At 71.6% G+C, this 14,249-nt stretch carries 12 protein-coding genes and 1 tRNA gene; 8 read left to right on the top strand and 5 right to left on the bottom strand.

Features of this window, described 5'->3' with window-relative positions:
• Nucleotides 1-46: 46 nt before the first annotated feature.
• From OG823_RS09060 to OG823_RS09045, 4 genes are all read left to right on the top strand, one after another.
• Entirely contained in the window at nt 47-907 is an 861-nt protein-coding gene (locus OG823_RS09060) for an acyl-CoA thioesterase (RefSeq protein ID WP_371478945.1), read from the top strand.
• Nucleotides 908-1,031: 124 nt separating this feature from the next.
• The gene (locus tag OG823_RS09055) at nt 1,032-1,829 is read left to right on the top strand and encodes a DUF1684 domain-containing protein (RefSeq protein WP_371478944.1); all 798 of its coding nucleotides are present in this window, start codon (nt 1,032-1,034) and stop codon (nt 1,827-1,829) included.
• 325 nt (nt 1,830-2,154) lie between these two features.
• Nucleotides 2,155-3,414 (top strand): MFS transporter, encoded by a 1,260-nt coding sequence (locus OG823_RS09050; RefSeq protein WP_371484368.1) that lies wholly within the window; start codon nt 2,155-2,157, stop codon nt 3,412-3,414.
• A gap of 164 nt (nt 3,415-3,578) precedes the next feature.
• Nucleotides 3,579-3,655 (top strand) — tRNA-Pro (locus OG823_RS09045).
• A gap of 508 nt (nt 3,656-4,163) precedes the next feature.
• Here the strand turns inward: OG823_RS09045 and OG823_RS09040 are convergent.
• Together OG823_RS09040 and OG823_RS09035 are read right to left on the bottom strand one after the other, a co-directional pair.
• Nucleotides 4,164-5,114 carry a tyrosine-type recombinase/integrase gene (locus OG823_RS09040; RefSeq protein ID WP_371478943.1) on the bottom strand — a complete coding sequence of 317 codons (951 nt, stop codon included), beginning with the start codon at nt 5,112-5,114 and terminating at the stop codon, nt 4,164-4,166.
• Nucleotides 5,115-5,513: 399 nt separating this feature from the next.
• Nucleotides 5,514-5,735 (bottom strand): hypothetical protein, encoded by a 222-nt coding sequence (locus OG823_RS09035; protein WP_371478942.1) that lies wholly within the window; start codon nt 5,733-5,735, stop codon nt 5,514-5,516.
• A gap of 589 nt (nt 5,736-6,324) precedes the next feature.
• On the opposite strand from OG823_RS09035, the gene OG823_RS09030 reads away from it, so the two are divergent.
• Together OG823_RS09030 and OG823_RS09025 are read left to right on the top strand one after the other, a co-directional pair.
• Nucleotides 6,325-7,497: a type III PLP-dependent enzyme gene (locus OG823_RS09030; protein WP_371484365.1), complete on the top strand. Its 1,173-nt coding sequence runs from the start codon at nt 6,325-6,327 to the stop codon at nt 7,495-7,497.
• A complete protein-coding gene (locus tag OG823_RS09025; protein WP_371478941.1) occupies nt 7,494-8,111 on the top strand; it encodes a GNAT family N-acetyltransferase in 618 nt (205 codons plus the stop codon). Before OG823_RS09030 ends, OG823_RS09025 begins: the two co-directional genes overlap by 4 nt.
• 154 nt (nt 8,112-8,265) lie before the next feature.
• Here OG823_RS09025 and OG823_RS09020 read toward each other — a convergent pair whose 3' ends face one another.
• The 3 genes from OG823_RS09020 to OG823_RS09010 form a co-directional block, all read right to left on the bottom strand.
• On the bottom strand, nt 8,266-9,606 hold the full coding sequence (locus OG823_RS09020) for a glutamine synthetase (protein WP_371478940.1): 1,341 nt from the start codon (nt 9,604-9,606) through the stop codon (nt 8,266-8,268).
• Between the two features lie 152 nt (nt 9,607-9,758).
• Nucleotides 9,759-10,793 (bottom strand): 3-oxoacyl-ACP synthase III family protein, encoded by a 1,035-nt coding sequence (locus tag OG823_RS09015; RefSeq protein WP_371478939.1) that lies wholly within the window; start codon nt 10,791-10,793, stop codon nt 9,759-9,761.
• Nucleotides 10,794-10,949: 156 nt separating this feature from the next.
• Nucleotides 10,950-11,117 carry a hypothetical protein gene (locus tag OG823_RS09010; RefSeq protein ID WP_371478938.1) on the bottom strand — a complete coding sequence of 56 codons (168 nt, stop codon included), beginning with the start codon at nt 11,115-11,117 and terminating at the stop codon, nt 10,950-10,952.
• Between the two features lie 283 nt (nt 11,118-11,400).
• On the opposite strand from OG823_RS09010, the gene OG823_RS09005 reads away from it, so the two are divergent.
• Together OG823_RS09005 and OG823_RS09000 are read left to right on the top strand one after the other, a co-directional pair.
• The gene (locus tag OG823_RS09005; protein ID WP_371478937.1) at nt 11,401-11,751 is read left to right on the top strand and encodes a DUF5132 domain-containing protein; all 351 of its coding nucleotides are present in this window, start codon (nt 11,401-11,403) and stop codon (nt 11,749-11,751) included.
• A 244-nt stretch (nt 11,752-11,995) separates the two neighbouring features.
• On the top strand, nt 11,996-14,242 hold the full coding sequence (locus tag OG823_RS09000; RefSeq protein ID WP_371478936.1) for an ATP-binding cassette domain-containing protein: 2,247 nt from the start codon (nt 11,996-11,998) through the stop codon (nt 14,240-14,242).
• Nucleotides 14,243-14,249: the final 7 nt, after the last annotated feature.

The following is a 14,249-nucleotide window of genomic DNA, read 5'->3' as shown; positions in this document are numbered from 1 at the left end:
GGGCGGAGGACCCCGCCCGGGACCGCCCGGGAGAGGACACGCACCCATGGGAACCCCCGTCGACCAGCTGGTCGAGCTCCTCGATCTGGAGCAGATCGAGCTGAACATCTTCCGCGGCCGCAGCCCCGAGGAGGAGTTGCAACGCACGTTCGGCGGCCAGGTCGCCGGTCAGGCCCTCGTCGCCGCCGGACGCACGGTGGACGGGGACCGCCCGGTGCACTCGCTGCACGCCTACTTCCTTCGCCCGGGCGTGCCGGGCGTACCGATCGTCTACCAGGTGGACCGGATCAGGGACGGCCGCTCCTTCACCACCCGCCGGGTGCTCGGCATCCAGCAGGGCCGCTCGATCTTCGCCCTCACCGCCGACTTCCACCACCCCGAGAAGGGCGGCATCGAGCACCAGAGCCCGATGCCGGACGTCCCGTCGCCCGAGAGCCTGCCCACCGCGCTGGAGGAAGTCGGTTCCAAGCTCGGCGAGCTGCCGCCGTTCATCAGCCGCCGCCAGCCCTTCGACATCCGCTACGTCGACCGGCTCCGCTGGACCAAGGAGGAGCTGGCCGGCGTGGAGCCCCGCAGCGGTGTCTGGCTGCGGACCAACGGCGCGCTGCCGGACGAACCGCTGATCCACGTCTGCGCGCTCACCTACGCGAGCGACATGACCCTGCTGGACGCCGTCCGCGCGCCGGTCGAGCCGCTGTGGGGGCGGCGGCACTTCGACATGGCGTCGCTCGACCACGCGATGTGGTTCCACCGGCCGTTCCGCGCCGACGACTGGCTGCTCTACCAGCAGGAGTCACCCGTCGCCCACGGTGCCCGGGGTCTCGCCCGGGGCGAGATCTACGACAGCAGCGGCCGGCTGGTGGTGTCCGTGGTCCAGGAGGGACTGTTCCGGCCGCTGCCCGAGTAGGGCCCCGCACGCGCCGGGCGGTCCCCGGGACCGTCCGGCCGGTGATCCTCCGACCTGCGGGGAATGATCCACCCCCGGCCCCGGCGTTGAGGGTGGTGACACCTAGCGCACTGGAGGGGTTTCGATGACAGCCACTGCCGCCGAGGCCTGGAAGCACTGGAGCGACGGTCGGGCGGCCACCGTGAGCTCACCGCACGGGCAGCTCGCGCTCACCGGCACGCACTGGCTGGAGCCCGAACCCGCCGAGGTGCCGGGTCTGCCCGGCCTCTGGTGGAGCGACGCGGAGGGCGTCCGGGTACGCGCGGCGGCCGCCGACGGCATCGTCGTCGACGGTCCGGCCGGGGTGGGCACGCCGGTGGACGGCGAGGTGTTGCTGCGCCCCGACACCGACCCCGCCGCGGACACGGCCACCCTCGACGACCTGCGGCTCGTCCCGATCGAGCGCGAGGGGGAGATCGCCCTGCGGGTCTTCGACCCCGCCTCCCCGGCCCGATCCGCCTTCGCGGGCATCGCGGCCTACCCGTACGCGCCGGACTGGGCCGTGCCGGCGGTCTTCACCCCCTTCGAGGAGGCCCGGGCGCCGCTGGTGCCGAACGTCGACGGCCGGGAGCGCCCGCTGCCGGTCAGCGGCCGGATCGCGTTCACGCTGGCCGGCGAGCCGCACACGCTGACGGTCAGCCGCTCCGTGAGCGGGGGCCTCAGTGGCGTGATCGCCGACGCGACCAGCGGCAAGGACACCTACCGCTTCCGCTTCATCACGCTGCCCGCCCCGGACGCCGGCGGCCTCACCGTCCTCGACCTCAACCGGGCCCACCTGCCGCCCTGCGCCTTCGCCGACCACTTCATCTGCCCCTTCCCGCCGCCGGGCAACCGGTTCGCCATCGCGGTGGAGGCGGGGGAGAAGCAGGTCCTCACGCGGTAGGGGGCCGGGCCGAGGGCTGCAGGCCGGGCCGAGGGGCTGCAGGCTGCGGGTGAGGGGCTGCGGGGTGATGGGCTGCCGGGTGATGGGCTGTGGGTGGTGGGCGGCGGACAGTGGGTGACGAGTGGTGGTCGGGGCGGCCCGGTGGGCGTTGCACCTACCCCGGTGGGCGGCCGTGAGCGAACGGCGTCGAACATGTGTCTCTGTGCCCACGAATCAATCTCCCGCGAGCCAACCGCCGCCCTCGCCCGCCGCCGGGCCCGTGCCCACCGCCGTTTCCTCGCCCGCCGCGCCTTCGTCCGCCGACGCGGCCGGTGTTCCCACCGCACTGCCGACCGACGCGCCCTGGTACCGCCGGGCGGCCCGGGGCGCCTTCGCCGACCTGAGCCCGCTGCGGGACAACGCCGACTACCGACGCGTCTGGTTCGGCCAGGCGGTCTCCTCGATCGGCCAGCAGATGACGGCCGTCGCGGTCTCGGTCCAGGTGTACCAGCTGACCGGATCCACCTTCGCCACCGGCCTGGTCGGACTCTGCTCGCTGTTCCCGCTGATCGCCTTCGGCCTGTACGGCGGAGCCATCGCCGACACGGTGGACCGCCGCCGCCTCGGCCTGATCGGCGCGGCCGGGCTCGCCCTGGTCTCGGCCGTCCTTGCCGGCCAGGCACTCGCCGACCTCGGCCAGGTCCTGGTGCTCTACGCGGCGGTGGCCTTCCAGGCCGGCTTCTTCGCCATCAGCTCGCCCGCCCGCTCGGCCATGATCCCGCGACTGGTGCCGTCCCATCAGCTCCCGGCCGCCAACGCGCTCAACACCGTGAGCATGAACCTGGGCCTCACGGTGGGCCCGATGGTCGGCGGTGTCCTCATCGGCGCCTACGGTGCGCAGTCCGCCTACCTGGTCGACACCGTCGCCTTCACGGCCACCCTGTACGCGATGTGGCGGCTGCCCGCGATGCGCCCGCTCGGCGAACGCAAGGGCCGGGCCTCCGTCCTGGACGGGCTCCGCTTCCTGCGGGAGCAGCCCAACCTGCGCACCAGCTTCCTGGCCGACCTGGCCGCCATGATTTTCGGCATGCCACGTGCCCTCTTCCCCGCCATCGCCGTCGGCTTCTACGGCGGTGACGCCCGTACGGTCGGCCTGCTGGTCTCCGCCCCGGCGGTCGGCGCGCTCATCGGCGCCCTGTTCTCCGGCTGGATCGGCCGGGTCCACCGCCAGGGCGCCGCCGTCCTCGTCGCCGTGGCCGCATGGGGCCTCGCCATCGCCGCCTTCGGCCTGGCCCGAAATCTGTGGCTGGGCCTGCTCCTGCTGGCCGTGGCGGGCTGCGCGGACACCGTCAGCATGATCTTCCGCAACACGATGATGCAGGTCGCGGCCCCCGACGAGATGCGCGGCCGACTGCAGGGCATCTTCATCGTGGTCGTCGCCGGCGGGCCTCGTCTCGGCGACTTCGAATCCGGCGCCGTTGCCTCCCTGGCCTCACCGGCGGTCTCCGTGGTCACCGGCGGCCTGGCCTGCGTCGCCGTCATCCTCCTCCTCGCAGCCCGCCGCCCCGCCTTCGTCCGCTACGACTCCCGCCACCCCACACCCTGACCTGGGCCACCCGGCATCGCGTCATTCACGCCACCCCCGGAAACCTGGCAGCGAGCACCCCCCGACGTGCTGTATTGTTTTGCACGTCGCCCGGGAGACCGGAGGCAAGGTTGAGAAGCCGAAGAGCAGAGCCGCAAGGCACCTGCCCGGAGGGTCCGAGACCACGGGACGTGGCGCAGCTTGGTAGCGCACTTGACTGGGGGTCAAGGGGTCGCAGGTTCAAATCCTGTCGTCCCGACCAGCGTTTTCGCAGGTCGGAGGCCGTTCTTGCCAAATGGTGAGGGCGGCCTTTTTGCTGTGGTGGTCGCAGTGTGGTCGTGAACGCTCGTTCACGTCGCCTTGGGGAGCGTTTTCGGCGTATCGCCGCATTCCTGCACGCCCGTTTTATGCCCTTTTGTTCGCCCGATTGTAGTGACTGAGCGTGTTCGTCGGGCGATTGAGGCCTCGTTCGTTGTTGAAGCGGGCGTCATTCGATTTGGGCATGGCTGTGGGGCCCGTGGCTCCAGTTGTTGTGACGGGCCGTGTGGCTGGGTGTGTGTCAGTTACGGATCGTCATGCCGGACGGCTTGAGTGGCATCGGTGGGCATTGGGCGGCTTTTAGTCGTGCAGGTGTCAGGCTGCGTGGCCGAACAGTGGGTTCGGCGTAGGGCTGTTCCGGGCGAGGGCGTCGGTGCCGTACCGGACGCGGGCCTCTACGAGGCAGAGCCTGGCTTCGATGGTGTGCACGGCGGCCATTGCGACGTCCCAGGTCAGATGGCTGTAGATGTTCGCCGTGGTCGACAGGGTGGAATGCCGCAGTGTCTTGGAGATGACGGCCATGAGACGTTGCCCTCCAGGGCGAGGGTGGCGGCGAGGTGTCGCAGGTCGTGGATGGTGACGTGGGGCAGTCCGGCCTGCTCGCGTAGTTCGTGGAAGCGCCGGCGGACCGCCGCGGGGTGGAGCGGCTTGCCGTCGGCGTCCTGGAAGACGTGGTCGTTGTCCGTGGAGGTGTTCCTGGCGATGGCGCGTTGGAGTGCTGCTGCGACGCGCTCGGACAGGGGTACCCAGTTGCGGCTCTTCTTCGTTTTCGGTGCGGTCAGGACGAGTTCGTGGTTGTCGATCGCGGAGAGCGTGTGGCGGATGAACATGACTCGTTCGTCGATCCGTACGCACGCGCGCTGGAGGCCGAGGGCCTCGCCCTTGCGCAGGCCGGTGCCGATGATCACCTCGATGACATCTGCGAAGGCGGGGTCTTCCTCGCGGCAGTGGGTGAGGAACTCGACGGCCTGCTCCGCGCTCCAGGGGACGCGTTCGTCCGCGCGGGGTCTGCGGATCGGCATGGGCTGGGCGGCGTTGAACGGGAGCCGGTGGGTGCGCACTGCTGAGCCCAGGGCACTGGAGAGGGTGGCGAGGCAGTGGTAGACGGCCTGGCGCCCGCGGCCGGCTTCGAGCTGCTGGTGGGCGTAGGCGGCGATGTGGTCGTGGGCCAGCTCCTCCAGGCGTATCTCGCCGAAGACGGGGATGAGTTCGCCGTGCACGTAGGTGCGGTAGCGGGCGTAGGTGGTGGGCTTGAGCAGGAACTCCATGCTCTTCAGCCACCGGGTGAGGTAGGCGGCCACTGTCTCGTGGGGGGCGGCGTCGAAGCCCAGTCGGCGGCCTTCGAGGAAGCGCCGCAACGCGCCCTCCGCCGTCCACGCGTCCTCGAACCCTCCCCGGCGCACGGTGCGCCGCCGTCCGCTGAGGGAGGGGATGTCGACGGCGAACGTCCACGTGCCGTGCCCCTCCTCGGCCAGACGCAGGCACGATGCGCCGAGTTGGCGCCGATCCGTGTCGCGGCATCCGCACCGGCGGTAGACCCGTCCACGTCCACGCCGTCCTGAACTGCGCACTTCCTCGGCCTCCCGTAGCCATGGTTCCTTGATCGGCTGCGGAGGCTATCGGTCCTGTGCCTGGGCGGCCGGCTGCGACCACCATGCGATCACCAGTGCGGTCTTCAGGCTCTGACCTGCTGATTCTTGGTGAGAGCCCCCACCTGAACATGCAACTTGTGGTTCTCCCTTGGCCGGCGGCAAAGGGAGAACCTGCCGGTCGGTGGGGTGTCCCGCCCGTGGGGCCGCAGATCAGATCAGTCGGTCGCGGTGGTGGGCGGCGGCTTCGCGGGCGAGTTGGGCGAAGCGTTCGCGGCGGGCGTGCTGGTGCTCTTCGGACTGCTCGTCGTCCCAATTCTCCGCGTCGCCGGTGCCGGGATCCTCGTCGTCGAGGTCGTCGTACTCGCTGTGGAGGAACCTGTAGGCGTGGATGCCGGTGACCTGCGGCAGCGTCCGATGGGACCTGATCGTCAAGGCCGTAGGGGGCCGCACCGTTGCCGTTCGGGTGGTTCTGCGTGTCGAGCGGTGCATCAGGGCACCGTTGCAACTGCCGGCAGGGGCTGGCAGGAACGGGACCGGGAGCTTCCCGGGTCCTGCCGTCTCGTCGGCGCCGACAGAAGCGTTCGTGCACTGCACGTCTGGTGCGTCGGCTGGACCGGACGTTCCCCACTGCCCGGTTCCGGCGCGATACAGCCCACGCTGCGCTGCGCTGCGTCAGCGCCCGGCAGGCCGGACAGGGTGCACAGCAGGCGCAGGAACGGACCCCGACCGTACATAGAGTGCGGAGAGGGAGAAATCCGGGTCAGGCGTCCTGGCCGACCTTCGGACCCCTCGTCTCACCTCTTGGCGCCGGCAGGTTCTTGGCGCCGATCGTCCAGCCGGAATTGGGAGTGCACACGTGAGGCATCAGGCCCCCGACACGCGTCGGATCACCGAACTGCGCCGGCCGGCCGACTGCGGCAGAACCGGCCATCGCACCCTGACCGCGTCGGCCACCGTGCACCCTTCCACCGCGTTCCTCCCCGGTCGGTACAGCCACCCGGGCCGGCAGGACCACTCCGCCCTGCGTGCCGCGCTCGCCGCCGCCACGGAGGACGCCATCATCTACGACCTGGACGGCATCGGGCGCCAGTTCACCGCCCTGTGCGCCGAACTGCCAGGCGTCTCCGTCCGGTTCGCGATGAAGGCCTGCCCGGTGGACGAGGTGCTCGACCACCTGGCCAGGCTCGGGTCCGGCTTTGACGCAGCCAGCCCGCAGGAGATCGCCCAGGCGCTGCGCACCGGGGCGGCCCCCGAACTGATCCACTACGGCAACACCGTCAAGTCCGACCGCAACATCGCCGAGGCCTACCGGCTGGGTGTGCGTGACTTCGCCACCGACAGCCCGGAGGACGTCGCCGCGATCGCCGAACACGCCCCCGGCTCAAGGGTGTTCTGCCGGGTCGCGACCACCGGCGACGGCGCGTTGTGGGGTTTGAGCCGCAAGTTCGGCTGCTCGCCCGAGGATGCCCTGCGGGTGCTCGACGCCGCCCGGGCCGCCGCACTGGTGCCCTCCGGTCTGTCGGTGCACGTCGGTTCCCAGCAGATGACGGCCGAAGCCTGGGGTGAGGCGATCGAGACGCTGGCCGGCTTGCTGGAGGCGCTCAACCGGTACGGCATCGTCTTGGACCGGATCAACCTCGGTGGGGGACTGCCCGCCCTCGGCGTCCTCGACCGGCACGGCCGACCGCTGGAACCGCCGCTGGACAAGATGTTCGCGGTGATCGGCGAAGGCATGGAACGGCTGCGCGCCGTCAACGCCGCCCCGCTGGACTTCCTGCTGGAGCCCGGCCGCCACCTGGTCGCCGACCACGGCGCGATCCGTGCCCACGTCGCCCGGCTCACCTCACGCCACCGGCTCGACGGCACCCGTGAGGACTGGCTCTACCTCAGCTGCGGAAAGTTCAACGGCCTGTACGAGATGGACCAGTTGCAGTACCGGCTGGAGTTCCCGACCCATCCCGGTGGGCAGCTGGTCAACGCCGTGGTGGCCGGTCCGACCTGCGACAGCGACGACGCCTACGCCCAGGAGGACGGCTTGGTGCGGGTTCCGCGCACGATCGCCTCCGGCGACCCGGTCTGGGTCCACTCCTGCGGTGCGTACGCCGCCGCCTACGCCACCCAGGGGTTCAACGGCTTCCGGCCGTTGCCGTACACCTGCGTAGGCGGTTCGGCCCCGGACGGAGGAGCCGCATGAGCGACACCCGGATTCGGCTGCTTCAGGAAGAGGACTGGGACGAGCTGGTCGCGCTGGAGCAACGCGCCTACGCGGCGGACGGCCTGTCCGAGGGAGAGGAGGCACTGCGCTCCCGGCACCGCGCCTCGCCCTCGACCTGTTTCGTGGCGGAGTACGCGGGCGGCTTCGGCGGCTACCTGCTCGCACTGCCGTACCCGCTCTTCCACTGTCCGGACCTGAATCCGGCCGAGGACGGCACGGTGGGGGAGAACCCGAAGGGGAGCGGCAACCTGCACCTCCACGACCTGGTGATCGCCGAGCGAGTACGTGGCCGGGGCCTGGCCCGCGCGATGCAGAGGCACCTGGAGGAGACCGGGCGGTCGGCCTGCTACCGGACGCTCTCCCTGGTCGCCGTGCGCGGTTCTCGGACGATGTGGACGCTGCTGGGCTATCGCGCCCGGCCGGAGATCGGGCCGCCCGCGAGCTACGGCCCCGAGGCGGTCTACATGGCGAAGCCGTTGGAGCGGGCTGTCACCGATCCGGCTCCCGGCTGTCCGGCGCACGGCGCGGACGCGACGGGTGCGCCGCAGGCAACCGGGTGCGTGGGGCTGCCTGCCGGGCCGGCGCGGAACTGAGCGTGCGGCCGGTCGGCCGCTTCGTTCCGGGGGCTCCGGGCCGGGTGCTGTGCTGCCGGCCCGGAGCCCCTGTAGGCGCCCACCCTCGCAGCTCCCGAGCTCCAGTCGTGGTGTGATCCGCGTGCGTGTTCGCGGCAGGGAGGGTGCTGCTCGGTCAGTACCGCCAGCGGACGGCCCCGATGACGTCCTCGTCCGTGTGTGTGGCGAACAGTTCCGCCTCCGCCCGCCGTACGGCCAGCACGTTCTCGTACAGCTCGGGGCCGAGTGCCTGCCGCAGCAGTGCGGACTTCTCGTACGCGTCGGTCGCCTCCGACAGGCTCGCCGGGAGGCGCTCGGCGCTGCCGAGGGCGGCGGGGTCGCTCCGGGTCTCGGGCGGGAGGGGCAGGCCGGCGTCGAGGCCGGCGAGCCCGGCGGCCAGCACCCCGCCGATCGCCAGGTACGGGTTGGCGGCGGCGTCGAAGCACTTGAACTCGGCATTGGCCTGCCCGGCGGTGGAGCCGGCGATCAGGCGCAGCGCCGCCTCGCGGTTCTCCAGGCCCCAACAACGGAAGGCCCCGGCGAAGTGGGAGGGGACCAGGCGCAGGTAGGAGGCGACGCTGGGTGCGCCGAGGGCGAGCAGGGCGGGCAGTTCGGCCAGCGCGCCCGCGAGGAACTGCTCGGCTTCGGGGTGCAGCCCGTGGCGGCCGGGGCCGCCGTGCCCGAGGTTCCGGTCCTGTCGCCAGAGGCTGAGGTGCAGGTGGCCGCCGTTGCCGATAGCGCCCTTGGTGAAGACGGGCGCGTACGAGACCCGCAGGCCGTGCCGGGCGGAGACGGCCCGGATGGTGTGGCGCACCAGCATCGCGGTGTCGGCCGCCTCCACCGGCCCCTCGGCGGCGACCGAGACCTCGAACTGCCCGGCGGCGTACTCGGGGTGGATCTGCAGCACGGCCAGCCCCTGTTCGGTGAGGGCGCGCAGCACCGCCCGCAGGTAGTCGGAGTGCTCGATGAAGCGGGCCATCCCGTACCCGGGTTCGACCGTCGCGGGATTTCCGGCGGCGTCGGCCACCACCCACTCGATCTCGATCCCGGCCTGCACCGAGAGTCCGCGTCGCTCCAGGGCCTCGGCGGCCCGGCGGGCGAAGCCGCGCTGGCAGCCGGGGTGCGGGGTGCCGTCCTGGGTGTGGCGGTCGGCCGGGGCCCAGGCCCAGCCGGGCTGGGCGGCGAGCGGGGTGAGCCGGTCGAGGTCGGGGACGAGCCGCAGGTCGCCCACCGGGCCGGTGCTCGAAGGCGTGGTGGTGAAGGAGTCGTCCACCAGGGAGAGGTCGAAACAGGGTACGGCGCCGACGCCGTGTTCGGCGGCGTGTTCGAGCTGGTTGAGCGGGACGGACTTCACCCGGGTGATCCCGGCGTTGTCGACCCAGCCGAACACCACCCCGTCGATTCCGTCGGCAGCGAGCTGGACTTCGGCCGACCGGGCCTGGGCGGCCCGTTCGGCCCGGGAGCGCGTGGTGGTCATGACGTCCATGCTGGTGCTCGCGGCGGCGGGGTGCCGAGAAGTCGGCGGGGGTTCACTCGTTCGTGAACGCCTGAAACGGCGACGTGACACAGGACGCAGGCGCGGGGGACGCCAGGGAGGCCGGGGAGGCCCTGGTCGGTCCGGAGGACCGTTCAGGCGTGCCGGAGGCAGAGGGTTCCCCACTGGAAGCCCGCGCCGATCCCGGACAGCACGTAGGTGTCTCCCGGGAGCAGGGAGCCTGCGGAGACGGCGGAGTGGAGCGCGGTGAACAGGCCGGCCGATCCGGTGTTGCCCAGACGGTCGACGGTGACGGGCACGCGCTCACGGGGAACGCCCAAGGCCGCCAGGGTTGCGGTCAGGATGTTCAGGTTGGCCTGGTGCAGGAAGAAGTACCGGATCTCGTCGATCGGTACGTCGGCGCGCCGGGCGGCGCCGGTGATGCTCTCGGGCAGGCGGGTGGTGGCCGCGTTCCAGACGGCGCGACCGTCCATGGACAGGTAGTGGTCTCCGGCGGCGACGGTGGCTGCGCTGGCGGGCAGCCGTGAGCCGCCGGCGGGAATCTGCACGCCGTAGGAGAGTTGGGAGCCGAGGTCGTAGGAGAGCAGGCCCGATCCGGGGGTGTCGGTGCGGGTGAGGACGACGGCTGCCGCGGCGTCCCCGAAGAAGACGGCGGTGGTGCGGTCGGCGGGGTCGGTGATCCTGGAGGCGCAGTCGGCCGCGAGGACCAGGACGGTGGTGATGGAGGGGTTCTGCAGGAGGTGGGCGGCGATCAGCACGGCCTGGATGCCGGAGGCGCAGGCGGCCTGGGTGACGTCCAGGGACAGGGCTCGGTGGGCGCCCAGGGCGTCCTTGACGATCAGCGCGGTCGACACGAGCGGCTGGTCCCCGGTGTAGGTGGCGACGATGACCGCGTCCAGCCGGGCGGGCTCGATGCCGGCGGCCTCCAGGGCCGGGTGGGCGGCGGCGACGCACATGTCGGAGGTCGCCAGGTGCGGGGCCAGGCGGCGGCGTTCGCGGATGCCGGTGCGACTGGTGATCCATTCGTCGCTGGTGTCCAGCGTGCGGGTGAGCTCCTGGTTGGTGACGACCGCCGGTGGCAGGTGCATCCCCGTCCCCGCGATGGAGAACGGCACGGACAGGCCGGCACCGGTCTGATGGAACAGGGTCTGGTCCACGGCCACGGTCATGCCGCGGCGCCCCGTCCTGGTGCGACCGGCGCACCTCGAAGAACTCCCATATTCCGTTCCTTTCACTGTCGTCCGTGAATGGCCTGGCGCTCCCGGGTCGGTCAAATTCCGACGCCGCCGAATCGTCTCACGGAAAACAGGTGAGGAGATCGCTCTTCAATCCCTGGGTGTGAGGAACACCTGATCGCCTGACGTCGCGGTGCCGGAAATCGGGTCGAGGCCGGGGATCTCGCCGGCCGCCGCGATCCGGGCGGTGCCGTGGTCCGCCAGGGGGGTGGTCGTCGAGGAGGCGGCGCCGTCGCCGCAGCCGCTTGGTCGGGTCATAGCACTGCATGGTGCTCGAGTGCGCTGGGCTTCGGGTTCCGCGGAATCCCATAGGACCACTCACATGAGTGAACCCGGCCGGATCCATTTGGCTCAGGCCGATGTGGTTCGAGTACGGTGACCACGGGAGCGAGCGGCGCGATCCGGTGTCCGGGAATTCGATTCGTTAGGTGAATTCCGGATTCCGAGATGGAATGCTTCCATCCGCCCGGCTGTGCGCTGCTCCGGTGTTCGCCGTGCCCGGGTTCCCTGTCATACGTATGCGTAGAGAGGACGGAGCATCATGCCGCCCCTGGTTCCCCCCTTCCTGATCGGTCTCATCGTCGCCCCGCTGGCCAAGCGACTTCTCAAGCCACTGGTGCGCGGAGTCGTCAAGACATCCGTCGGCATCGCGATGGAGGTGAAGAAGGCGGCCCACGAGGCCGGGGAGAGCATCCACGACCTCGCGGCAGAAGTGGCTGCCGACGTGGTGGCCTCCCAGATCGCCGCCGGTGAGACCGAGGACCACTCCGGCGACGGCCGGCACACCGCCGGGAACGCCGCCAAGCCGGGGGCTGCCGGCCACCCCGACGGGGACGCGAGGACCCCGAAGATCCGGGCCGCCGCCGGCGCCCCCGCCGGAAAGTCGAACTGACGGTCCATGAGGAACCGCGGCCGCCGCCAGGCGCACACGCCGGTCGATTTCGGCGGACGCGCTCGGGCGGCGGCCGTCCGCAGGCAGGCCGTTCGGCCGCACAGAACCGCTGTCCACAATCTCCGCTCCGTCGCCGTGATCCGTCGTCTCCGTGACAGCTCTCCGTGACCTCCGCGAACAGGTGATCGTACACATGCCATCGCTACTGGGTGCCGCAGCCGGATCCGGCTCCGTGGAACCGGGCGTGAGCCCCCGCTCGGTCATCCCGGGCCGCCAGCGCTGGGACGTCGAGCTGGTGCTCGGACGGCCCCGGACGGCCGAGATCCTCGCCGCCGCGCTGCGCCGCGTTCCGGGGATCACCGAGGCCCGGGCCAACCCGGTCACCGGCGGGGTGTTGGTCCGGCACGACGCGCGGCTGCGCCCTGCGGACGTCGGCCGGATCGTCCGCAGGGCCGTCACCCGGGTCGCGCAGGATCTGACCGGGGCTGGACGCCAGGGCCCGGCCCGGCCCGTCCCCGCGTCGGCCCCGCAGACGGGCCGCGGCGTGGTCGTGCGCCCCGTGCTGGCCGTCGGAGGCGGAGTCGCGGCCGGGATCGCGCTGGTCAAGGGGTCGGCACTGGGCCGGCAGTTGGTGGCGGTGGGCGGCGTCGCCGCGGCGACCGCCGTCGTCCTGCGGAAGACCTGGCACAGAACGGCCGACGCGTCCCGGGACCCGGCCGGGCCCGGTACCGAACGCCACGCGCTGCTGGAGATCGTCGGACCGCACCGCCGCCGCCTCTACAAGGCCGCCGCCCTGTCTGTCGCCTGCCAGGTCGCGGAAGTCCTACTCGGCACCTTCCTGGGCTGGACCGGCCTGGTCCTCATCAAGGGTGAGGCGGCTCCGCTGGTCAGCCTCGGCCTGACCACGGCCTCCGCGCAACTCTGGGGACTGGCCGGGCTGGTGGCCGTCTCCTGTGCCGCGGTGGCGGGCCTCTCGTACGTCTCGAACCTCCGGTGGCGCCGACTCGGCCAGGACATCGAGCACGACTGGCGGAGCCGCACGTACCGACACGTCCAGCGCCTCGAACTGGGGCACCTGGAGGGCGAGCGGACCAGCCGGGTGGCCGGCACTCTCACCAACGACGTCGGTCAGCTGGGCGCCTTCTTCGCCGGCCCGGCCAACGACGTGCTGCAACTCGGCACCAGCCTGGCCCTTCTGGTGCCGGCGTTCCTCCTGCTGGCACCGCAGATCGCCTGGATCGCGTTCCTGCCGATCCCGGTCATCGCCTGGCTGTCGCTGCACCACCAGGACAAGGTCGCGGCCGACTACGCCGCCGTTGGCGAGCGCCGGGCCAGGCTGGGCAGCCAGGTGATCAACTCGCTCGAAGCCGGTGCGACCGTCAAGAGCTTCTGCACCGAGGACTACGAGGCCGCACGCATCGACGGGCTGAGCGAGGAGGTCCAGGAGAGCAGTCGGCAGACCGACCTGAGCACGATCCGCCACGCCGAGACCGTCCGGGCCTGCACCACCGCGTCGATGGCCGGCACCCTGCTGATCGGCGGCCGCGCGGTGCTCAACGGCACCCTGCGCTTCGAGGTGTTCAGCCCGCTGATCGGGCTGCCCCAGATGCTGCTGATGCGGATGAGCCGGCTCGGCGGCATCGCCGACCAGTACCGGCGCACCCTCGCCTCCTACGACCGGGTGCAGCGGCTGCGCGCCCTGCCCGTTGAGGCCGACAGCGGTGACGGGACGCTCGAGCCCGCCGAGGTGCGGGGCGAGATCCTCCTCGACGGCGTCACCTTCGCCTACCCCGGCCGGCCGGCGGCGCTGGAGGACCTCTCATTGACCATCCCGGCCGGGCAGGTGACCGCCCTGGTGGGCGCCACCGGCTCCGGCAAGACGACGATCGCCAAGCTGCTGATGCGCTTCCAGGACGCGGAGTTCGGCCGGGTGCTGCTCGACGGACAGGACGTCAGGGACCTGCGGCGGCACGAGCTGCGCAACGCCATCGGCTTCGTCGCCCAGGACCCGTTCCTCTTCGACGGCAGCATCGCCGACAACATCCGCTACGGCAGCTTCGGGGCCTCGGACGAGGCCGTGGTCCAGGCCGCCGCCATGGCCGAGGCGCACCCCTTCATCGCGATGCTGCCGGACGGCTACGACACCCTGATCGGCGAGCGCGGCGCCGCGCTCTCCGGCGGCCAGCGGCAGCGGATCGCCCTGGCGCGCGCGATCCTCAAGGACTCGCCGGTCGTCATCCTCGACGAGGCCACCTCCGCCGTGGACAACGAGACCGAGGCCGCCATCCAGCGCACACTGCGCAGCTTCGCGGCCCACCGGACGATGGTCGTCATCGCCCACCGCCTCTCCACGGTCCGCCACGCCGACCGGATCTACGTCATGGACAAGGGCGGCACCGTCGCCGAACAGGGCACCCACGACGAACTCGTCGCCCAGCACGGACTCTACGCATCCCTCTGGCAGCTCCAGGCCGGCGAACTCGCCGCCTGACCGCGGA

This window comes from Kitasatospora sp. NBC_00315 (assembly GCF_041435095.1).
In the GTDB taxonomy this organism is placed as follows: Bacteria; Actinomycetota; Actinomycetes; order Streptomycetales; family Streptomycetaceae; genus Kitasatospora.
Note: the sequence above shows the minus strand (reverse complement) of the source record. Positions and strands in the feature narration are given on the sequence as shown.

Bases quoted from the DNA above. Each gene is read 5' to 3' on its own strand.
- OG823_RS09060 (WP_371478945.1), top strand. From the start codon at position 47: ATGGGAACCCCCGTCGACCAGCTGGTCGAGCTCCTCGATCTGGAGCAG.
- OG823_RS09055 (WP_371478944.1), top strand. From the start codon at position 1,032: ATGACAGCCACTGCCGCCGAGGCCTGGAAGCACTGGAGCGACGGTCGG.
- OG823_RS09025 (WP_371478941.1), top strand. From the start codon at position 7,494: ATGAGCGACACCCGGATTCGGCTGCTTCAGGAAGAGGACTGGGACGAG.
- OG823_RS09020 (WP_371478940.1), bottom strand. From the start codon at position 9,606: ATGACCACCACGCGCTCCCGGGCCGAACGGGCCGCCCAGGCCCGGTCG.
- OG823_RS09015 (WP_371478939.1), bottom strand. From the start codon at position 10,793: ATGACCGTGGCCGTGGACCAGACCCTGTTCCATCAGACCGGTGCCGGC.
- OG823_RS09010 (WP_371478938.1), bottom strand. From the start codon at position 11,117: ATGACCCGACCAAGCGGCTGCGGCGACGGCGCCGCCTCCTCGACGACC.
- OG823_RS09005 (WP_371478937.1), top strand. From the start codon at position 11,401: ATGCCGCCCCTGGTTCCCCCCTTCCTGATCGGTCTCATCGTCGCCCCG.